At 71.8% G+C, this 20,039-nt stretch carries 21 protein-coding genes and 1 pseudogene; 6 read left to right on the plus strand and 16 right to left on the minus strand.

Translation table 11 applies throughout. The features are described 5' to 3' along the window. Positions 1–59 precede the first annotated feature (59 nt). Both ACFUJR_RS25010 and ACFUJR_RS25015 read left to right on the plus strand, forming a co-directional pair. Entirely contained in the window at positions 60–614 is a 555-nt protein-coding gene (locus ACFUJR_RS25010) for a DUF1697 domain-containing protein (RefSeq protein WP_383181304.1), read from the plus strand. 97 nt (positions 615–711) lie between these two features. Beyond that, complete coding sequence (locus ACFUJR_RS25015) at positions 712–1,335, plus strand: DsbA family protein (RefSeq protein ID WP_383181307.1); 624 nt, start codon at positions 712–714, stop codon at positions 1,333–1,335. On the opposite strand, the gene ACFUJR_RS25020 is transcribed toward ACFUJR_RS25015, so the two are convergent. Continuing rightward, the gene (locus ACFUJR_RS25020) at positions 1,298–2,413 is read right to left on the minus strand and encodes a PucR family transcriptional regulator (protein WP_383181310.1); all 1,116 of its coding nucleotides are present in this window, start codon (positions 2,411–2,413) and stop codon (positions 1,298–1,300) included. The genes ACFUJR_RS25015 and ACFUJR_RS25020 overlap by 38 nt on opposite strands. Before the next feature lie 232 nt (positions 2,414–2,645). Between ACFUJR_RS25020 and ACFUJR_RS25025 the strand changes: the two are divergent. Together ACFUJR_RS25025 and ACFUJR_RS25030 are read left to right on the plus strand one after the other, a co-directional pair. Beyond that, positions 2,646–3,179 (plus strand): annotated as a pseudogene (locus ACFUJR_RS25025) (alpha/beta hydrolase fold domain-containing protein); the annotation flags it as partial. Next, positions 3,134–3,418: an alpha/beta hydrolase gene (locus ACFUJR_RS25030; RefSeq protein WP_383450736.1), complete on the plus strand. Its 285-nt coding sequence runs from the start codon at positions 3,134–3,136 to the stop codon at positions 3,416–3,418. The pseudogene ACFUJR_RS25025 and the gene ACFUJR_RS25030, both read left to right, overlap by 46 nt. 290 nt (positions 3,419–3,708) lie before the next feature. On the opposite strand, the gene ACFUJR_RS25035 is transcribed toward ACFUJR_RS25030, so the two are convergent. The 14 genes from ACFUJR_RS25035 to ACFUJR_RS25100 form a co-directional block, all read right to left on the minus strand. Then, complete coding sequence (locus tag ACFUJR_RS25035; protein ID WP_383450729.1) at positions 3,709–4,650, minus strand: sirohydrochlorin chelatase; 942 nt, start codon at positions 4,648–4,650, stop codon at positions 3,709–3,711. A 2-nt stretch (positions 4,651–4,652) separates the two neighbouring features. Continuing rightward, on the minus strand, positions 4,653–5,558 hold the full coding sequence (locus ACFUJR_RS25040) for an ABC transporter permease (RefSeq protein WP_383169488.1): 906 nt from the start codon (positions 5,556–5,558) through the stop codon (positions 4,653–4,655). Continuing rightward, complete coding sequence (locus ACFUJR_RS25045; RefSeq protein WP_383169486.1) at positions 5,545–6,339, minus strand: ABC transporter ATP-binding protein; 795 nt, start codon at positions 6,337–6,339, stop codon at positions 5,545–5,547. Before ACFUJR_RS25045 ends, ACFUJR_RS25040 begins: the two co-directional genes overlap by 14 nt. A 35-nt stretch (positions 6,340–6,374) precedes the next feature. After that, entirely contained in the window at positions 6,375–7,481 is a 1,107-nt protein-coding gene (locus ACFUJR_RS25050) for an ABC transporter substrate-binding protein (RefSeq protein ID WP_383169484.1), read from the minus strand. Between the two features lie 200 nt (positions 7,482–7,681). Beyond that, positions 7,682–9,022, minus strand: a complete 1,341-nt coding sequence (locus ACFUJR_RS25055; RefSeq protein ID WP_383169482.1) for a sulfate adenylyltransferase subunit 1 — start codon at positions 9,020–9,022, stop codon at positions 7,682–7,684. Between the two features lie 2 nt (positions 9,023–9,024). Then, positions 9,025–9,963, minus strand: a complete 939-nt coding sequence (gene cysD / locus ACFUJR_RS25060) for a sulfate adenylyltransferase subunit CysD (protein ID WP_383169480.1) — start codon at positions 9,961–9,963, stop codon at positions 9,025–9,027. Beyond that, positions 9,960–10,544 (minus strand): adenylyl-sulfate kinase, encoded by a 585-nt coding sequence (gene cysC, locus ACFUJR_RS25065; protein ID WP_383169477.1) that lies wholly within the window; start codon positions 10,542–10,544, stop codon positions 9,960–9,962. The genes cysD and cysC overlap by 4 nt, the downstream gene beginning before the upstream one ends. Then, positions 10,526–11,236 (minus strand): phosphoadenylyl-sulfate reductase, encoded by a 711-nt coding sequence (locus ACFUJR_RS25070; RefSeq protein WP_383169476.1) that lies wholly within the window; start codon positions 11,234–11,236, stop codon positions 10,526–10,528. The genes cysC and ACFUJR_RS25070 overlap by 19 nt, the downstream gene beginning before the upstream one ends. Beyond that, entirely contained in the window at positions 11,233–11,412 is a 180-nt protein-coding gene (locus ACFUJR_RS25075; protein WP_383169474.1) for a hypothetical protein, read from the minus strand. Before ACFUJR_RS25075 ends, ACFUJR_RS25070 begins: the two co-directional genes overlap by 4 nt. A gap of 97 nt (positions 11,413–11,509) precedes the next feature. Beyond that, positions 11,510–13,207, minus strand: a complete 1,698-nt coding sequence (locus tag ACFUJR_RS25080) for a nitrite/sulfite reductase (RefSeq protein WP_383169472.1) — start codon at positions 13,205–13,207, stop codon at positions 11,510–11,512. A 126-nt stretch (positions 13,208–13,333) separates the two neighbouring features. Next, positions 13,334–13,417 (minus strand): putative leader peptide, encoded by an 84-nt coding sequence (locus ACFUJR_RS25085; protein WP_352077884.1) that lies wholly within the window; start codon positions 13,415–13,417, stop codon positions 13,334–13,336. A 140-nt stretch (positions 13,418–13,557) separates the two neighbouring features. Further along, positions 13,558–14,124, minus strand: a complete 567-nt coding sequence (locus ACFUJR_RS25090) for a GNAT family N-acetyltransferase (RefSeq protein ID WP_383169470.1) — start codon at positions 14,122–14,124, stop codon at positions 13,558–13,560. 243 nt (positions 14,125–14,367) lie between these two features. Beyond that, positions 14,368–15,684 carry a GAF domain-containing protein gene (locus tag ACFUJR_RS25095; protein ID WP_383169468.1) on the minus strand — a complete coding sequence of 439 codons (1,317 nt, stop codon included), beginning with the start codon at positions 15,682–15,684 and terminating at the stop codon, positions 14,368–14,370. Positions 15,685–15,958: 274 nt separating this feature from the next. After that, complete coding sequence (locus ACFUJR_RS25100; protein WP_383169466.1) at positions 15,959–17,617, minus strand: acyl-CoA dehydrogenase family protein; 1,659 nt, start codon at positions 17,615–17,617, stop codon at positions 15,959–15,961. 17 nt (positions 17,618–17,634) lie between these two features. On the opposite strand from ACFUJR_RS25100, the gene ACFUJR_RS25105 reads away from it, so the two are divergent. Together ACFUJR_RS25105 and ACFUJR_RS25110 are read left to right on the plus strand one after the other, a co-directional pair. Then, positions 17,635–18,750, plus strand: coding sequence for a YihY/virulence factor BrkB family protein (locus ACFUJR_RS25105; protein WP_383169464.1), 1,116 nt, complete (start codon positions 17,635–17,637; stop codon positions 18,748–18,750). Positions 18,751–18,820: 70 nt separating this feature from the next. Then, positions 18,821–19,558, plus strand: coding sequence for a helix-turn-helix domain-containing protein (locus ACFUJR_RS25110; protein ID WP_383169462.1), 738 nt, complete (start codon positions 18,821–18,823; stop codon positions 19,556–19,558). Here ACFUJR_RS25110 and ACFUJR_RS25115 read toward each other — a convergent pair. Further along, complete coding sequence (locus ACFUJR_RS25115) at positions 19,495–19,893, minus strand: VOC family protein (protein ID WP_383169460.1); 399 nt, start codon at positions 19,891–19,893, stop codon at positions 19,495–19,497. The genes ACFUJR_RS25110 and ACFUJR_RS25115 overlap by 64 nt on opposite strands. Between the last annotated feature and the right edge of the window lie 146 nt (positions 19,894–20,039).

The raw sequence follows: 20,039 nt of genomic DNA on the forward strand, positions 1-20,039 counted from the left end.
GGACTGGTGGCCGCCGTGCCCTCCCCCACGGGGCACGGCGGCCGCCCTATCGTGTGGCCATGACGACGACGTACGCAGCGCTGCTGCGCGGGATCAACGTGGGCGGACACCGTAAAGTACCGATGGCGGACCTCCGTTCACTGCTCGAAGAGCTCGGCCACCGCGATGTCCGGACCTATCTGCAGAGCGGCAACGCGGTCTTCACCACCGACACCGACCGGCTGACCGGCCAGGAGCTGACCACCGCGCTGGAAGAGGCCGTCGAGAAGCGGTTCGGCTTCCATGTCGACTGCCTCGTCCGCGACGCGGGCTACCTCGCCGCCGTCGTCGACGCCTGCCCGTTCCCGGCCGCGGAGCTCGAAGGCAGGCAGCTCCACGTCACCTACCTCTCCGAGCCAGTCACCCTCGAACGGTTCGCCTCGATCGACCAGGCCGCCTTCCTGCCGGAGGAGTTCCGGCTCGGCGACCGAGCGCTCTACCTCTACGCACCCGACGGGCTCGGCCGGTCCAAGCTCGGCGAGGTGCTCTCCCGTCCCGCTCTCTTCAAGGGGATCGTCGCCACCAGCCGCAACTGGAACACCGTGGTCAGACTCGCGGAGATGACCCGGGCCTGAACCCGCCCAGGAGGCTCGGCCACCCTCGAAGTGGCCCGCCCGGCCGAGCTGCGAATGGCCCGGCTCGGGCCGCCGGCGGCTCGCTAGGCTCCCCGGCATGACCACCGAGACCGAGCCGAAGCCCGTCGTGGACTTCTACTTCGACCCCGTCTGCCCCTTCGCCTGGATCACCTCCCGCTGGATGCTGGAGGTCGAGCGGCACCGCGACATCGAGCTGCGCTTCCGGGTGATGAGCCTGTACCTCCACAACATGGGCAACGAACTCCCCGACTGGTACCGGGAGCTGGTCGACAGGTCGATCGGACCGGTGCGGGTGGCGGCCGCGGCCGCCGAGCGGCACGGCGAGGAGGTCCTGCGCGATCTCTACACCGCCTACGGCACCCGCATCCACCAGGACAGGAACAAGGACTTCGACGCCGTGATCGCCGAGTCCCTCGCAGAGGCCGGACTCCCCGCCGACCTCGCCTCGGCGGCCCACGACCCGTCGTACGACGAGGCCGTCCGGCGCAGCCACGACGCCGGGAAGGACCCCGAGGCGGACGGCTACGTGGGCACGCCGACCCTCCACGTCGACGGCACCGTCTGGTTCGGACCGGTCCTGCGGGCCATCCCGCGCGGCGAGGAGGCGGCCGACCTCTTCGACGGCTTCCGGGCGCTCGCAGGCCACGCCGACCTCTTCGAGATCAAGCGGACCCGGACGGGCGGGCTCGACTTCGGCTGACCGAGGGGCGATCGACCGAGGAGCGGTCGGTCTCCACCGCCGAGCGGTCGTCGAGCAGTCGGCTCGCGACCAGCGCGAGTCCGGCCCGGGTCAGTCCCGACGGCGTTCCCAGGTCGATGCCCAGGGCCCGGCCGATCTGGTCGATCCGGCGGGCGACGCTGCTGTGGTGCAGATGGAGCAGGTCGGCGGCCTGACGCAGCGAGCCGGTGGTGCAGTACGCGTCCAGGGTGTCCAGGTCGTCCGGGTTGCCGGCGAGGCGTGCCATCGCGGCCACGTCGGCGTTGTCGCGGGAGACCTCCTGCGGCACCTCGGCCAACAGCGCCAGCGCGCCCAGGTCGTCATGGTGGACGACGGGTTCGCGCCGGGTGGCGAAGCGGAGGGCGGTACGGGCCTCCCGCCAGGACCGGTCGGGCCTCTCGGCGCCGCCGATGCCCGCCCGTACGCCTGCCGGGAACCGGTCCCGGTCCACAGTGGTGGCCAAGAGGACGCCGACGTCGGCGAGAGGGGCCGCCTTCACCAGGCGGGCCGGACAGACCAGGCCGCCGATCCGGTCGAGCGCGAGCCGTGAGCGTACGGCGACGACGTGGACCGGCAGGTCGGCGGCGAAACCCAGGAGGCGCAACGCCCGTGCCCGGGCGGCCTCGTCGGTGTCGGAGCTGATGACCAGCTCGACGAGCGCGGGGTCGGCCATCGTGGTCGTGGCCGGGCCGTATCGTTCGACGACCGCCGCGGCGGCGAGGGCGAGCCGGTCGAGCAGCACCGGGTCGAGAGGGCCGGGCGGACCGGGGCGTTCCAGCCAGACCGAGCCGATCTCCTCCTCGTCGAGGGTGATCGGTACAGAGCTGGAGGCCGGCGCCGTCGGCGCGGACGCCTCCCCGCCGTCGGGCGCGACGCGGATCACCCGACGCGTACCGTGGAACCGAATCCCCGCCACGCACTCGGCCAGGCCGGCCGAGGCCCGGGCGAGGGCGGGGAGATCCACTCGACGGCGCATCAGCGTGTCGTAGAACGCCACGACCCTGAGCGCACCCTCGACGTACGGATCCAGTCCTGACAGACGAACGGCCAGTGCCTCCATGGTGAGGAGGATAGAAGCCCGAGGGCGCACCGATCGGTGCGTGATCGGGACGCGAAGCGCGACGACGGTCGCTGACGCCCGGTGGGCGACGGCCGCGAGGATGGCCGGCATGGATCCCGAACTCGAAGCGTTCCTCCCGTTCATCCCGAAGCCGGACGACTCCGATCCGGTCGCCACACGTGCCGCGTTCGCCGAACGCGCTGCCGCGTTCCCGGTGCCGGACACCACGGGCATGGAGATCGAGAACCGCACGGTGCCCGCCGATCCGGACGTGGCGGTGCGGATCTACCGCCCGCACCAGGCACAAGGCGCCGTCATCTGGCTGCATGGCGGCGGATTCGTCTTCGGCGACCTGGACACCGAGCACCCGTGGGCCGCCCGCGTCGCCCTCGGCTCCGGCGCGGTGGTCATCGCGGTCGACTACCGCCGGTCTCCCGAGCACCCGTTCCCGGCGGCCCTGGACGACACGTACGCCGTCCTGAACTGGGCCGTCGAGCACGCCGCCGACCTCGGTTTCGACCCGGAACGGATCGCCGTCGGCGGGCACAGCGCCGGCGCGGGTCTCGCCGCCGCGACCGCGCTACGGGCGCGCGACGAGCAGGGCCCGCCGATCCGCTTCCAACTCCTGAATCAGCCCGGGCTGGACGACCGCCAGGAGACGTGGTCGCAGCGGAACTTCACCGACACCCCCTGGGTGGACCGGGGCACGCTCACCACGGTGTGGCGGCACTACCTCGGCGCCCAGGCCGCCACACCGTACGCCGCCCCGGCACGCGCCACCGATCTGTCCGGCCTGCCGCCGGCCTATGTCACCACCGCGGAGTCGACCCGGTCCGCGACGAAGCCATCGAGTACGGGCTGCGCCTGCTGCAGGCGGGCGTCTCGGTCGAACTCCACCACTATCCCGGTACCTTCCACGGCTCGCAGACGATCCTCTCCGCCGAGGTCTCACAGCGCCAGATCGCCGAACTCGCCGCCGTCCTGCGGCGCGCGCCGGCCGCCTGAGCGGCCCCTTCCTCTGCTCGATCACGCGTTGCGTGGATGCGCGGGGGGCACGGTGGCGGGCGCTCCCGTGCCCCACTCCGGGCTGCGGCACACCGCGTTCCCGGCCGGGCCCCGGGCCGCACCGGGTCGTCCCGGGCCGCGGCATCTTCTGGTGCCACGACGGCTGGACGCCGGGGGCCGGGCCCACCGGAGCCCGGGCCCCGGCGTATGCGACCTTCTTGTTACCCGGGAGGATTGCACTCCGTCACCCTCCCCCCCCGCCCCCCCCTCCCCCCCGGGCCAACCTGGGGCTAACCCGCGGCCCGCGTCGCGAGGGGCTTCTCCGCCGACATGTGGCACTCCTCGTACCGGTCGACGAGGAGTCGGGCGAGTTCCGGCGACGGGCCGAGGACGTCCGCCAGGACGTCCGCATCCGCCGCGCCGGCCGCGATGCGGTCCGGCAGGCGGCCGGGGGCGATGACGTAGGGGGCCACCGCCACCCGGCGCACGCCGTCGGCACGCATCGCGCGGACCGCGTCCTCGGTCCGCGGGAGAGATGCGGAGGCGAACGCAGGCCGCACGGAGCACCAACCGGTGCGCCGCAGCTCCCGCGCCGTTTCTGCGATCGCTGCGATCGCCTCCGGGTCTGTAGAGCCCGCCGAGGCCAGGACGACCCCGGTCGTGCGCTTCATTTCGTCGACCGCCCGGAGCCACGCCGCGGTAGCCGCCGGGGGGCCGGGGACCGGCCCCAGGGTGGACGCGGGTGCGATCACCGCTGTCGCCTCCGGGGCCGTTGAGCCCGCCGAGGCCGGGACGAGTCCGGTCGGGCCTCTGCCGGCGGGCGTCAGTCCCGCCTCGAACAGCCGCCGCTGCACCGCCGCGACCAGGAGCGGCGAGGGGCCGAGCACCTCCGCCTGGCGGATCCGCAGCCCCGCCGGGGCCTGCCGTAGTACGGCCGGGATGTCGGCCTTCGCGTGGAAGGCACGGCTCAGCAGCAGCGGCAGCGCCACGACGTCCCGTACCCCCTCGGCCACGAGCCGGTCGAGCACCCCGGGCACCGACGGCAGGTTGAAGTCGAGGAACGCCGTCTCCACACGCAGCCCCGGGCGCAGCGACCTGACCCGGCGCACCAGCGCGTGCACGGTCGCGGCGTGCCGCGGATCGCGGCTGCCGTGGGCGATGACGCAGAGGACAGGTGCGGAGCGCTCCCCTGCGAGGGCGGAGGCGCGCGACGGGAGGGCGGGGGCGCTCATGGTCAGCCCTTCACCAGCAGGCCACGACCGCGCAGCACCGCGCGCTCCAGCGGACTGAAGATCAGCAGGTCGATGGCGACACCGACCAGCAGGATCAGGATGATGGCGAGGAAGATCCCCGGCATGTCGAAGTTGTTCCGGCCGTTCTCCAGCAACTGTCCCAGGCCCAGGCCCAGGTCGGGCGACGAGGCGATGATCTCGGCGGCCATCAGCGAGCGCCACGAGAACGCCCAGCCCTGCTTCAGACCCGCGAGATAGCCCGGCAGCGCGGCCGGCATCACGATGTGCCAGGCTCCCTTGATCCCGGTCGCGCCCAGCGTGCGCCCCGCGCGCAGGAAGAGCGGCGGGACCTGGTCGACACCGGCCACCAGACCGTTGGCGATCGACGGCACGGCGCCCAGCAGGATCACCGCGTACATCATCGAGTCGTTGAGGCCGATCCACAGCACGGCCGGAGCCACCCACGCCACCGACGGCAGCGACTGCAGGCCCGCGAGCACCGGCCCGATCGCCGCGCGCACGAACCTCACCCGGGCGACCAGCAGACCCAGTGGCGTACCGATGGCGAGCGCCATCAGGAACCCGAGCAGGGCCCGCGACACGCTCGTCCAGAGCACCCCGAGGAGCGTGCCCTCCAGCCACATGGTCGTCAGGCTGTCCCAGACCGCCCCGGGCGAGGGCAGCTTGGACTCGTCGGTGACCTCGGCCGTGACGAGCAGCTGCCAGACCGCGAGGACCAGCAACACGGCCAGGACCGGCGGCAGGACCTTCTTCAGCAGGACCTCGCGCACCGGCGTACGGCGCACCTGCACCGCGTCCAGCGCGTCGAGGCCCGCCTCCAGGCCGGCCAGGTCGTCCGCCTTCGAGGCCGCCGTGGCCTTCGGGCCGGTCGTATCAGTGCTGGCCATGGCGGCGGATCTCCCTACGCAGTTCTTCGGTGATCTCGACGGACAGTTCCGCCACGTCGGCGTCCTCGATACGACGCGGCTGCGGGATGTCGATGGTCCACTCCCGGGCGATCCGCCCGGGACGGGACGACAGCAGTACCACGCGCTCGGCCAGCCGCACGGCCTCGCGCACGTTGTGGGTCACGAACAGCACCGAGAGGTTCGTCTCGCGCCAGATCCGGGTCAGCTCGTCGTGCAGCACGTCCCGCGTGATGGCGTCGAGCGCCGCGAACGGCTCGTCCATCAGCAGCAGGTCGCTGTCCTGGGCGAGCGCGCGGGCCAGGGCGACACGCTGGCGCATGCCGCCGGACAGCTCGTGCACCCGCTTGCGGTACGAGCCGCCGAGCCGCACCAGGTCGAGCAGGCGCTCGGCCTCCGGGCGCCGCTCGGACTTCGGCACCCCGCGCAGCCGCAGCGCCAGTTCGATGTTCTTGCCCGCGGTCAGCCACGGGAAGAGGGCGTGCTCCTGGAACATCAGGGCGGGTCGGCCGCCGGGGGTCTCGATGGACCCCGCGGACGGCCGGTCGAGCCCGGCGACCAGGTTGAGAAGGGTGGACTTGCCGCATCCGGACGCGCCGAGGAGCGTGACGAACTCACCCGGGGCGACATCGAGCGAGATGTCGTCGAGGACGAGCTGGCCTCCGGCGGGACCGCCGAAGGACTTCGAGACATGGGCGATCCGGGCGGCGTGCGTCACCGTCGCACGGTCCTCGGCCTTGGCGAGCGTCGCGGTCGGGGCCATGGTCGTCACCTCCTGGGTATGAGCGGCGGACGTGTTCACTTGACGCCGAGACCGGCGTCGGAGACCTCGGGGCGGCCGGCGGCCTTCAGCACCTTGTTCAGGGGCTTCAGGTCGTAGATGCCGTCGAGTTCGGGCTGCTTGAGGAGACCTGCCTTCACCGCGTGGCCCGCCTGGGCCTGGAGCGTGGCGGCCAGTGGGTCGTCGGTGAACCCCAGCGAGGGCCAGGCGCCGTCGATGACCTCGGCGTCCAGCGGCTTGCCGGTCAGCTCCTCCAGCTTGGCGTTGGCGGACGCCTTGGCCTTGCCGGGGTTGGCGTTGATCCACGTGTTGGTGTTGACCGAGCCGCGCAGTACGGCTTCGACGACGTCCGGGTGCTCGGTGAGGAACTTCTGCGACACGATGATGTTCGTGATCACGAACTTGCCGTCCGGCCAGAGCGTCGACTCGTCGAGGAGGACCTTGGCGCCCTCGCTGACGAGCGTGGAGGCGGTGGGCTCGGGGACCCACGCGCCGTCGATGGAGCCGGAGGTGTAGGCGTCCGGGGTCACCTTGTTGTCCGTACGCAGGACGGAGACGTCGCCCTTGCCGCTCTGGGCGTCTACCTTCCAGCCCTGCTCGGAGATCCAGTCGAGGAAGGCGACGTCCTGGGTGTTGCCGAGCTGCGGGGTCGCGATCCGCTTGCCCCTGACGTCGTCGAGCGACTTGATCTTCTCCGGGTTCACGACGAGCTTCACACCGCCGGAGGCCGAACCTCCGATGATCCGCAGGTTCTTGCCCCGGGACCTGGTGTAGCCGTTGATCGCGGGGGAGGGGCCGACGTACGCGATGTCGATCGACTCGGCGTTCAGCGCCTCGATCGCGGACGGACCGGCGTTGAAGGTGGCGACCTTCAGCTCCGTTCCGCCCAACTCCTTCTGGATGATGCCCTCTTCGTCACCGACGAGTGCGGTGGCGTGCGTCAGGTTCGGGAAGTACCCGAGCCGGACGGCGTCGGCCGAGAGCTTCTCGCCCACCGCGGCCACCTTCTTCTCGTCGCTCTTCGCCTGCGACCCGTAGCCGCAGGAGGCCAGCGCGCCGATCAGCAGCGGCAGAGCCGCGGCGGCGACGAGTGAGCGGCGCGGAGTCGTACGGAAGGCAGGCACGGAGCTGGTTCCCCTCAGGGTCTTCGAAGGCTTCTTCGGCTATGTCGTTCGTGGAACGGGTGGAGCGGGACGGCGCCGCGTACGCGGCGCGCCGGCATCAACACGCACATCGCGCGACCCCTCCGCTGCCCGCGCCGAGGGCGCCGGAACCCACGCGGCCGCCCTCCTTGGCGAAGGTGCCGTAGGCGTCGTACGTCATGTCAGAAGTCCCAGCCCTCGTCGTCCGCGACCGCCGCCACGGCCTTGTCGTCGGCGAAGGACGCGCCCGCCATGCCGGCCGCGAGCGTGGTGCCGTCCGCGGGGTCGATCAGCAGGAACGAACCGGTGCGACGCGAGTCGGCGTACGCGTCGAGCGCGAGCGGCTCGGCGGTACGGACCCTCACCCGGCCGATGTCGTTGGCGACCAGCTGCCCCGGCTCGGGGTGCTGGGAGAGGTCGTCCAGCGTCAGCCGGGACGGGATCTCCTTGACGATCGCCTTGACCGTGCGCGTGGTGTGCTTGAGCAGCACCCGCTGGCCCACGGCCAGCGGCTGGTCCGCCACGTGGCAGACCGTCGCCTCGACGTCCTGGCTGGTGGCCGGGGCGTCTCCGCTCGGGGCGAGGAGATCGCCACGCGAGATGTCGATGTCGTCCGCCAGCCGGATCGTGACCGACTGCGGCGCCCAGGCGATGTCCACCGACTCGCCCAGCGCGTCGATCGCGGTGATCGTGGACGTCTTCCCCGACGGCAGTACGGTGATCTGCTCCCCGACCCGGAAGGCACCGGCCGCGATCTGACCGGCGTACCCCCGGTAGTCCGGGTGCTCGGCGGTCTGCGGACGGATCACGTACTGGACGGGGAAGCGCGCGTGGCAGGCCGTCAGGTCGTGGCTGACCGGCACGGTCTCCAGGTGCTCCAGAACCGTCGGACCGCCGTACCAGTCCATGTTGGCGGAGGGCTCCACCACGTTGTCGCCGGCCAGTGCGGAGATCGGGATCGCGGTGATCTCCGGGACGCCCAGCTCGGAGGCGTACGTCGTGAACTCCTCGGCGATCGCCGCGAAGACGGGCTCCGCGTAGTCGACGAGGTCCATCTTGTTGACGGCCAGGACCACATGCGGGACCCGCAGCAGCGCCGCGACGGCCGCGTGGCGACGGGTCTGCTCGACCACACCGTTGCGCGCGTCGACCAGGACCACGGCCAGCTCGGCGGTGGAGGCGCCGGTGACCATGTTCCGGGTGTACTGCACGTGCCCGGGGGTGTCGGCAAGGATGAACCGGCGGCGCGGGGTCGCGAAGTAGCGGTACGCCACGTCGATGGTGATGCCCTGCTCCCGCTCGGCCCGCAGACCGTCGGTGAGCAGCGCCAGGTCGGGGGCCTCCTGGCCGCGCTTGATGGATGCGGCCTCCACGGCCTCCAGCTGGTCGGTCAGGACCGACTTGGAGTCGTGCAGCAGCCGGCCCACCAGCGTGGACTTGCCGTCGTCGACGGATCCGGCGGTCGCGAAACGCAGCAGGGTGGTCGCCGAGACGTCGGCGAACTGCTCGGTCGTGCTCGTCATGGCTAGAAGTACCCTTCGCGCTTGCGGTCTTCCATCGCGGCCTCGGACATCTTGTCGTCGGCGCGGGTCGCACCCCGCTCGGTGAGGCGGGAGGCGGCGATCTCGGCGATGACGGCCTCCAGCGTGGAGGCGTCGGAGTCGACGGCGCCCGTGCAGGACATGTCGCCGACGGTGCGGTAGCGGATCAGCCGCTTCTCCACCGTCTCGGTGTCCTTGGGGCCGCCCCATTCGCCGGCCGTCAGCCACATGCCGTTGCGGGCGAAGACCTCGCGCTCATGGGCGAAGTAGATCTCCGGCAGGTCGATGGACTCGCGGGCGATGTACTGCCAGACGTCCAGCTCGGTCCAGTTGGAGAGCGGGAAGACGCGGACGTGCTCGCCGGGCGCGTGGCGGCCGTTGTAGAGCTGCCACAGCTCGGGGCGCTGGCGCCGCGGGTCCCACTGCGAGAACTCGTCGCGCAGCGAGAACACCCGCTCCTTCGCGCGGGCCTTCTCCTCGTCGCGCCGACCGCCGCCGAAGACGGCGTCGAAACGGTGCTGCTGGATCGCCTCGGTCAGCGGCACCGTCTGGAGCGGGTTACGCGTCCCGTCGGGACGTTCGCGCAGCTTCCCGGCGTCGATGTACTCCTGGACGGAGGCGACGTGCAGCCGCAGCCCATGCTGGGTCACGACCCGGTCGCGGTACTCGATGACCTCGGGGAAGTTGTGCCCGGTGTCGACGTGCAGCAGCGTGAAGGGGACCGGCGCCGGCGCGAACGCCTTGAGCGCCAGATGCAGCATGACGATGGAGTCCTTGCCGCCGGAGAAGAGGATCACCGGCCGCTCGAACTCGCCCGCCACCTCGCGGAAGATGTGGACGGCCTCGGACTCGAGCGAGTCCAGGTGCGACAGCGCGAACGGGCTGTCGGTCTCCTCATGAACATGGGCAACGGTGGTGCTCACGTCAGGCCCCTCTCGGTGAGCAGCGCGTGGAGCTGCGCCGCGGACTCCTGCACGGTCTGGTTCTGGGACTCGATCCGCAGATCGGGGTCGGCCGGCTCGTCGTACGGGTCGTCGACCCCGGTCAGGCCGCTGAGTTCACCCGCGGCCTGCTTGGCGTACAGCCCCTTCACATCGCGTACGGAGCACACGTCCACCGGAGTGGCGACGTGCACCTCCACGTACGGGGTGCCCTCGGACTCGTGGCGCTTGCGGACGGCCTCACGGCTGTCCGCGTACGGAGCGATGACCGGGACCAGGACCTTCACGCCGTTCGAGGCGAGCAGTTCGGCGACGAAGCCGATCCGCTGCACGTTGGTGTGCCGGTCCTCGCGGCTGAAGCCGAGACCCGCGGAGAGGAACTCGCGGATCTCGTCGCCGTCGAGCACCTCGACCCGGTGGCCTTCGCCGCGCAGCGTGGCGGCGAGCTCGTACGCGATGGTGGTCTTGCCGGCGCTGGGCAGGCCCGTGAGCCAGATGGTGGCACCGGTCACGTCGTTCTCCTGGGAATTCTCAAGTGTGGTCATCAGCCGTGCAGCCCGCATTCCGTCTTGCTCCGGCCGGCCCAGCGGCCGGCCCTGACGTCCTCGCCCTCCGCGACGCGGCGGGTGCAGGGCGCGCAGCCGACGGAGGCGTAGCCGTCCATGAGGAGCGGGTTGGTGAGGACGCCGTGCTGGGCGACGTAGGCGTCGACGTCGTCCTGCGTCCAGCGGGCGATGGGGGAGATCTTGACCTTCTGCCGCTTCTCGTCCCAACCGACGACCGGGGTGTTCGCCCGGGTCGGCGACTCGTCGCGGCGCAGGCCGGTGGCCCATGCGCGGTACGCGGTCAGGCCCTCTTCGAGCGGCTTGACCTTGCGCAGCGCGCAGCACAGGTCGGGGTCGCGGTCGTGCAGCTTCGGGCCGTGCTCGGCGTCCTGCTCGGCGACGGACTGACGCGGGGTCAGGGTGATGACGTTGACGTCCATCACCGCGTCGACCGCGTCACGGGTGCCGATGGTCTCGGGGAAGTGGTAGCCGGTGTCGAGGAAGACCACGTCGACCCCGGGCATGGCGCGCGAGGCGAGGTGGGCGACGACCGCGTCCTCCATGGAGGACGTGACGCAGAACCGCCTGCCGAAGGTCTCCGCCGCCCACCGGAGGATCTCCAGCGCGGAGGCGTCCTCCAGGTCGCGGCCGGCCTGCTCGGCGAGCGCCTTCAGGTCGGTGTCCTCGGTGATCGTCTGAGTGGTCGTCATATCGGTTCCCCTCCAGTGGAGTTGCTCGAAGTTCCAGGGGCGAGGAGCCCCAGGAACTTCAACTGGAAGGCTCGACTGCACGCCCGGCATTCCCAGGCTCCGTGACCCGTCTCGTGCGGAAACAGGTCCTCGTCGCCGCAGTACGGGCAGTAGAAGGGCGCGGCACGCTCGCTCACGGTGCGCCCTCCGTCTCCCCCTGGGCCTTCGGCCCGGGGGTGCCCCCATCTCCGCGCACGCGGCGCAGAGGTGCGGACATCGTCGTCGGCGGGAAGCTCATGACAGCGCCTCCTCCGACGCGCGCGCCGCCCAGGTGGCGAAGCGCTCGCCGTCCTCGCGCTGCTCCTGGAAGCGCGTGAGGACCCGCTCGACGTAGTCCGGCAGCTCGGCCGAGGTGACCTTCAGACCACGGACCTTGCGGCCGAAACCGGCCTCCAGGCCGAGGGCGCCGCCCAGGTGGACCTGGTAGCCCTCGACGCGGTTGCCGTCGTCGTCAAGGACCAGCTGGCCCTTGAGACCGATGTCCGCGACCTGGATACGGGCGCAGGCGTTGGGGCAGCCGTTGATGTTGATGGTGATCGGCTCGTCGAACTCGGGGATACGGCGCTCGAGTTCGTCGATCAGGGAGGCGCCGCGCGCCTTGGTCTCGACGATCGCCAGCTTGCAGAACTCGATGCCGGTGCACGCCATCGTCCCGCGCCGGAACGGCGAGGGGTTGACCCGCAGGTCCAGGGACTCGAGCGCGGAGACGATCGACTCGACCTGCGCCTCCTCGACGTCCAGGACGATCATCTTCTGCTCGGCGGTGGTACGGACCCGGCCCGAACCGTGCGCCTCGGCGATGTCCGCGATCTTGGTGAGCGTGGCGCCGTCGACGCGGCCGACGCGCGGGGCGAAGCCGACGTAGAAGCGGCCGTCCTTCTGCCGGTGGACGCCCACGTGGTCGCGCCACTGTCCGGCCGGCTGCTCGGGGGCGGGGCCGTCGGTCAGCTTGCGCTTCAGGTACTCGTCCTCCAGGACCTGGCGGAACTTCTCCGGGCCCCAGTCGGCGACGAGGAACTTCAGCCGGGCGCGGGTGCGCAGCCGGCGGTAGCCGTAGTCGCGGAAGATCGAGATGACGCCCTCGTAGACGTCCGGGACCTCGTCGAGGGAGACCCAGGTGCCCAGGCGGACGCCCAGCTTGGGGTTGGTGGAGAGACCGCCGCCGACCCAGACGTCGAAGCCGGGGCCGTGCTCCGGGTGGTTCACGCCGACGAAGGCGATGTCGTTGATCTCGTGCGCCACGTCGAGCAGCGGCGAGCCGGAGACGGCCGACTTGAACTTGCGGGGCAGGTTGGAGAAGTCCTTGTTGCCCACGATCCGGCGGTAGATCTCGTCGATGGCGGGGGTGCCGTCGATGATCTCGTCCTCGGCGATGCCGGCGACCGGGGAGCCGAGGATGACGCGCGGGGTGTCGCCGCAGGCCTCGGTGGTCGACAGGCCGACGGCCTCCAGCCGGTTCCAGATCTCGGGGACGTCCTCGATCCGGATCCAGTGGTACTGCACGTTCTGCCGGTCCGTGATGTCGGCCGTGCCGCGCGCGAACTCCTGCGAGATCTCGCCGACGACCCGCAGCTGCTCGGTCGTCAGCCGGCCGCCGTCGATGCGGACCCGGAGCATGAAGTACTCCGCGTCCAGCTCCTCCGGCTCCAGGACACCGGTCTTGGTGCCGTCGAGGCCTTCCTTGCGCTGGGTGTAGAGACCCCACCAGCGCATGCGGCCCCGCAGGTCGTTGGGGTCGATCGAGTCGAAGCCACGCTTGGAGTAGATCGTCTCAATGCGTGTCCGCACATTGAGACCGTCGTCGTCCTTCTTGAACTGCTCATTGCCGTTCAGCGGGGTGAAGTGCCCCACGGCCCACTGGCCCTCGCCACGGTGACGGCTCACCTTGCGGCGGGGCGTGGCGGGTGCGGGGTTTTCCGGGGTGGCGGCCATGGCGATATGTCCTTCGGGACTGCGGGAGGGCGGCTCTGACCTGCACACTCGTACGTGGGTCAGGAGATGGCGCGACGGTGCGCAGCGGGGTCGGTCTGAAAGGTGCTCGGGGAGGTGCTGGTTCTCTCAGCGCGCCGAACACATGGCGCTGGACATGCGGCCGAGGTCGACGTGCCGCCGACTCACCAAGGCAATTCCAGTTCCAGACATGACGGAAGCCTGTCACGGGGCTTTGGACTCAGTCCAGCTTCGTCCGCAATGTGGACAGGAGTGTCCCGCATGGCGAGACGGTGTGGTGTGGGTCACGCCCCGGGGCCCTCCCGCGGGCCCGGGACGTGAGGGGGGACGGGTCAGTGGGCGCCGGGCCAGGGGCCGGGCGTCTCGGACTCCTCGACCTCCTCCACCTTGGTGTCGAAGAGCCGGAAGCCGCGGCGCAGGTAGTTGTCCATCGCGTGCGGTCCGTCCAGCGAGCACGTGTGCAGCCACACCCGCCGGGTCGCCTCCCGCTCCGGCCAGCGCTCGGCCAGGTCCCAGGCGCGCCGGACCCCGTACGAGAGCAGGTGTCCGCCGATCCGGCGGCCCCGGAAGGCGGGGATCAGGCCGAAGTAGACGATCTCCACCACGCCGTCGTCCTGCGGGTCCAGCTCCACGTACCCGGCCGGCGTCCCCTTCTCGTACGCCACCCAGATCTCGGCCCCGGGCTTCTCGACGATCTCCTGCCACTGCTTGTACGTCAGCGACAGCCGGTCGTTCCAGCGGATGTCGCCGCCGACCGCTGTATAGAGGAAGCGGCTGTACTCGGGCGAGGGCACCTCGGCGCGCCGGATCGTGACCTCGTCCCCCTCCGGCGGGGTCGCGGGACGCAGATCGGACGGCGAGGTCTGTTCGAGGGACCAGGTGGTGAGAGTGATGCGCATACGTCCATCGCATCATGCCCTCGCGCGGAACCGCCCCCGGGTCATGCCCTCGCGCGGAACCGCCCCCGGGTCATGCCCTCGCGCGGAACCGCCCCCGGGTCATGCCCTCGCGCGGAACCGCCCCCGGGGCGGACGCGGCCCGGCGGCCGCCGCGTCCGGCCTCGTGAGCGGCCTGTCCAGCATGTGGGCAGGTGGCTCACGAAGCGGCCCGCAGGCCCCGGCCCCCTGGGGCGACCCCGCTGCCTAGGCCCGCCCCAGCCGGGCGGAGCGGATCGCCGGGGCCGTCGAGTGGGGGAGGAGGTCCGCCGGGTGGTCCGGGGTCAGGATCGCCACCTCCACCTCCTCGCTGAAGCGGTAGGGGCGGTGGGCCAGCACGCTCGCCAGGTTCCGGCGGATCCGTGACATCTCCGCCCGTACCGTCACCGTCCTCGTCCGGTCTCCGAACACGTCCTCGGCCAGCTCCGCCGCCGTCCGGCCGTCGCGGTGCAGCGCCAGGACGTACAGCAGCTCGGCGTGGCGCGGGCTCAGCTCCTGGGACCAGCTCCCCGCCGGCCCCGACACCGCGACCGACCACCGGCGCGGCCTGCTCAGGTCGAGCACCACCCGGCTCGACGCCTCCCCGGCCGCAGCCGCGCCCGCCCGGTCCTCGTCCTCGACGCGCAGCAGCCAGCCTCCCGGCAGCGGCTCGACCGCGCACATCCCCAGCGACGGCAGCCACACCCGTCCGGCGCGGAAGGACTTGGGCAGCGCCAACCGGTCCACCGGCGCCATGCCGGTCACCGCCGCCGTCCAGCCGTGCGCGTCCACCGCTAACGCCCGTCCGCCCACCCGGCACAGGATCGGCGCCGCCACCGAGCGCAGCCGCTCGATCGACCGCAGATGACGGTCGCGCATCTCCGCCTCCGCGAGCTGGGCGACCGAACCGACCAGCGCGAGCGTGGACGGATGGAAGCTGGACGCGGGCCCGCTCACGTCCACGATCCCCAGCAGCCGCTGGTCGCGCGGATCATGGACCGGGGCCGCCGCGCACGTCCAGTTGTGCAGCGTGTGGACGTAGTGCTCGGCCGAGTGGACCTGGACCGCCCGGCGCATCGCGAGCGCCGTCCCCACCGCGTTCGTCCCGGCGGTGTGCTCGGTCCAGGCCGCGCCCTCCTCCAGACAGATGCCGTTGGCCTGCCGCAGCACCGCGAGGTTGCCCTCGCGCCACAGCACCCGGCCCTGCTCGTCCGTCACCACCATGATCTGCATCGAGGCCTCGGCGATCCCGGTGAGCATCGTGCTCAGCGTGCGCATCACCTCGCCGAGGACCGTCGTGCGCCGACGCTCCTCCAGCTCGTCCCGCTGGAGCAGCACCGTGCTCGTGCCCTGGTCGGGGTCGAGACCGAGTCGGAACATCCGCTGCCAGGAGGCGTCGATGACCGGTCTGGGAGCGATCGGCGGCGTCCGGCCGGCCAGTGTCTCCTCCCGTACGCGATGCAGCAGTCGGGTCGCCTGGGCGGCGTCCATCGCGGCCAGCCGCTTCATGTCGAGACGCGTGTTGTTCAGCCGAGCGTTCGTCATCGGTCTCTCCCAGCCACCACCCACGGCGCCGTATCGGTTCTGCAGAATTGCCGAGTGTCGGTGCCCATCGTGCCGTCCCGGACTGCCCCGCGAAGGGCGGTTCGGGTAATCCTGCAACCCTTTGCAACTCTGGAAGCAACCGCTCTCGTGCATGAGGGTGGTGCGAGCGGTGGGTGGTGCCGTGTCGGCGCAGCACCACCCACCGCTTTTCGCATGCCCGAAACCCCGGGGGAACGCGGCAGCAGGCGCCCGCCCCGCCCGGCGGAACACCTGATCAGACCTCCGCCCGCGCCCGTTCCACCACCGAGGCCAGATCCAGCGTCGACGGCAGCGTCCCGAACGCCGCACCCCAGTCGCCGCCCAGCCGCGAGGCGCAGAAAGCGTCCGCCACCTCCGAGGGCGCCCACCGAACCAGCAGCGCCCCCTGAAGGACGAGCGCCATCCGCTCCACCAGCCGCCGCGCCCGTCCCTCGATCCCGTCGAGATCGGCCAGTTCGGTCAGCATCCCCTTGATCGCCCGGTCGAGCCGGTGATCCGCGCCCCGTGCCTTCCCGACCTCCGTCAGGAGGGCGTTCAGAGCCATCGGCTCCTGCCGCAGGACCCTCAGGACGTCCAGGGCCTGGACGTTGCCGGAGCCCTCCCAGATCGAGTTGAGCGGTGACTCGCGCAGCAGCCGGGGCATGCCCGACTCCTCCACGTAGCCGTTGCCGCCCAAGCACTCCAGCGCCTCCGCCGCCACCGGTGTGCACCGCTTCGTCACCCAGTACTTGGCCACCGGCACCGCGATCCGCGCGAACGCCCGCTCCGCCTCCGAGTCGGCGTCGTACGCCGCCGCCAGCCGCATCCCCAGGGCCGTCGCCGCCTCCGACTCCAGGGCGAGATCGGCCAGCACGTTGCGCATCAGCGGCTTGTCGATCAGCACGCCCCCGAACGCGCGGCGGTACGCGGTGTGGTGCACGGCCTGGGCGACCGCCTGCCGCATCAGCGCCGCCGAGCCCAGCACACAGTCCAGCCGCGTCGCCGCCACCATCTCGATGATCGTGCGGACCCCGCGCCCCTCGTCCCCGACCCGGCGCGCCCACGTCGTCCCGTCGAACTCGACCTCGGCGGAGGCGTTGGACCGGTTGCCGAGCTTGTCCTTGAGCCGCTGGATCGCGAACGCGTTCCGCGTACCGTCCGGGAGGACCCGCGGCACCAGGAAGCAGGTGAGGCCACCCTGTCCGGCAGAGGGGGACACCTGCGCGAGTACCAGGAAGCCGTCCGACATCGGCGCCGAACAGAACCACTTGTGCCCCGTCAGCACGTACGCGTCCCCGTCCGCCCCCGGGAGCGCCCGCGCCCGGGTCGTGTTCGCCCGGACGTCACTGCCGCCCTGCTTCTCCGTCATCCCCATCCCGAGGAGCACGCCGCCCTTCTCCTCCGGCGGCCGCAGCTCCTGGTCGTACACGCGCGAGGTCAGCAACGGCTCCCACACCGCGGCCAGCGCCGGATCCGCGCGCAGCGCGGGCACCGCGGCATGCGTCATCGACAGCGGGCAGCCGTGACCCGCCTCGATCTGCGTCGTCAGGACGAAGGCGGCCGCCCGTCGCACATGGCCCCCCGGACGGCCCCACGCGTCCGTCAGCCCGGCGCCCACGGCCCGGCCCAGCAGCCGGTGCCAGGCCGGGTGGAACACGACCTCGTCGACCCGGTTCCCGTACCGGTCGTGCGTCCGCAGCCGCGGCGGGTGTTCGTTCGCCAGCGCCCCCCATTCCGCCGCCTGAGCCGATCCGGCGGAGCGGCCGAACTCCGCCAGCTCCTCCCGTGCGTCCGCGAAGACCTCCGGCGGCACATGCCGCTCCACGGCCTCCGCGAGTGCCCGGTCCGCGGTGAACACGTCGTATCCGACCAGGGGCGGAGGCTGGTTGGTCACGGTGTGGGTGGTGGGTGCCATGCCGATACGGTAAGGAGGTGCAGGCAGCAAACGAAACACCCGAGCGGCGGCCCGGGAGCAGACTCCACCGGGCGCGCGTCCTCTACCGCAACGTGTCCAAGCGGAAGATGGTCTGGCTGCTCCTGAAGGACACCGTCAACTCGTGCATCGAGTACCGCATCCTCGGTCTCGCGGCCGAGGCCGCGTTCTTCACCCTGCTGTCCCTGCCCCCGCTGCTGCTCGGTCTGATCGCCCTCCTCGGCTACGCCGACGACTGGACCAACACCGACACGGTCGCCAGCATCGAGGAGAACATCCTCAACGCCGCCCGGACGGTCCTCTCCGACCGGGGCGTCCGCGAGATCGCCAAACCCGTCCTGGACGACGTCACCCAGGGCACCCGCCCCGAACTGGTCTCGCTCGGCTTCGCCATCGCCCTGTGGTCCGGCTCGCGCGCCGTCAACGTCTTCATCGACACGATCACCGTGATGTACGGACTCGACGGCCACCGCGGCATCGTGAAGACCCGGCTCCTCGCCTTCCTGCTCTACATCGTGGCGCTGCTCATCGGCGCGGTCGTGCTGCCGCTCGCCGTGGTCGGACCCGACCGGGTGGTGGAGCTGATCCCCTGGGGCACGGAGGTCGTCTCCGTCCTGTACTGGCCGGTCGTCATCCTGCTCTCCGTCGCCTTCCTCACCACGCTCTACCACGTCTCCGTGCCCGTCAGATCGCCGTGGATCGAGGACATCCCGGGCGCGCTCGTGGCCCTCGGGATGTGGGTGCTCGGCAGCTTCCTGCTCCGGATCTACCTCACCAGCCAGGTCGAGGGACCGACCATCTACGGCTCCCTCGCCGCCCCCATCGCCGTCCTGCTCTGGATCGGCATCTCGGCCTTCGCCGTGCTCGTCGGCGCGGCGGTGAACGCGGCGATCGACCGGGTCTGGCCCTCGGTCGCCACCGCCGCCGCCCGCGAGGCCAGCGACCGCGCCCGTGCCGCCCAGGCCGCCGACCTCGTCGCCCGGCTGCGCGCGGAGGAGGAGGAGGTGGACGAGGACGACCCGGACATGCCGTCGGAGTTCCCCGAACGCTGGTCCCGCTTCCTGCCCCCGGACGACGTGAAGTCGCGACTCCACTCCGGCTGGGAGAAGGACTAGAGGGTGTCGCGCACGCCCGGGGCCGTCGCCGGGACCCGTCCGTCGCCGGGATCCGTCTAGGCTCGGAAGGGTGTACGAGGAACGCCCGGCGCGCCTGGACGGCGCGGTCGTCTGGACCCTGACACCACGGACCGTGGACGAGGGCCCGGTACCGGTGCTGCCCGACGGGTGCATGGACCTGCTGTGGTGCGAAGGCCGGCTGCTCGTCGCCGGCCCCGACACCGTCGCATACCTCCCCGAGGGCGGCCCCGGCCACTACGCCGGGATCCGGTTCGCCCCCGGTGACGCGCCCGCGTTGCTCGGCGTACCGGCGAGCGCCCTGCGCGACCGGCGGGTCGAGCTGGGCGCGCTGTGGGGCGAGGCGCGGGCCCGGCGGCTCGGCGCGCGGATCTCCGACGCGCCCGACCCCGCCGCCGCCCTGGAGGACCTCGCCCTCCGCCGTGCCGCCGACGCCCCGGCCCCCGACTCCCTGATCCGCGCCGTCGTCCGGCGCCTCGCCGCCGGGCGCCCCGTCGCGGAGACCGCCGACGCCGTGGGCCTCGGCGCCCGCCGCCTCCACCGGCGGTCGCTGGACGCGTTCGGCTACGGCCCCAAGACCCTGGCCCGGATCCTGCGGCTCCAGCGCGCCCTCGCCCTGGTCAGGGCGGGGGTTCCGTTCGCCGACGCGGCGCTCGGCGCGGGCTGCGCCGACCAGGCCCACCTGGCACGCGAGACCAGGGCGCTGGCCGGCACGACCCTGACCGCCTACGCCTCGGCCTGGGCGAAGAGGGAGACCCCACAGCCGTCCGGGTCGAGCACCACGGCGTAGCGCTGCCCCCACACGGCGTCCCAGGGCTTCAGATGCCCGCGGTACCCGGCGGCGACGAGCGACTCGTACGTGGCGTCCACCTCCTGGGGCGAGGCGCAGAGGAACGCGAGCCCCACCCGGTCACCGCCCTCGGGCCGGGTCCAGCCGGGATCAAAGGAGGTGATGACCTCCTCCGTGTCCCACGCGATCCGCATCCCCCCGGGCAGGTGGGCCTCCACGTGCGGCGCGGTGTCGGCGTCGGCCGGGATGTCGATACCGAGCCGCTGGTAGAAGGCGAGCGAGGCGGCCATGTCGGAGACGACGAGGCCGATGACGTCCAGTCGTGGTGTGTTCATGGGACGAGGCTAGGCGGGCGGGGGAGGACGGGTCTTGGACGATTCGGACGCCGCCACGGGACCGGGGGCCCGGCCGCCGCCGTCCGTCGGGCTCGTGGGGGCGCGTCAACGGACGTACGCTGAGAGCCGGACCGTGCCCCGCACCG

Source organism: Streptomyces sp. NPDC057271 (assembly GCF_042668715.1).
Lineage (GTDB): Bacteria > Actinomycetota > Actinomycetes > Streptomycetales > Streptomycetaceae > Streptomyces.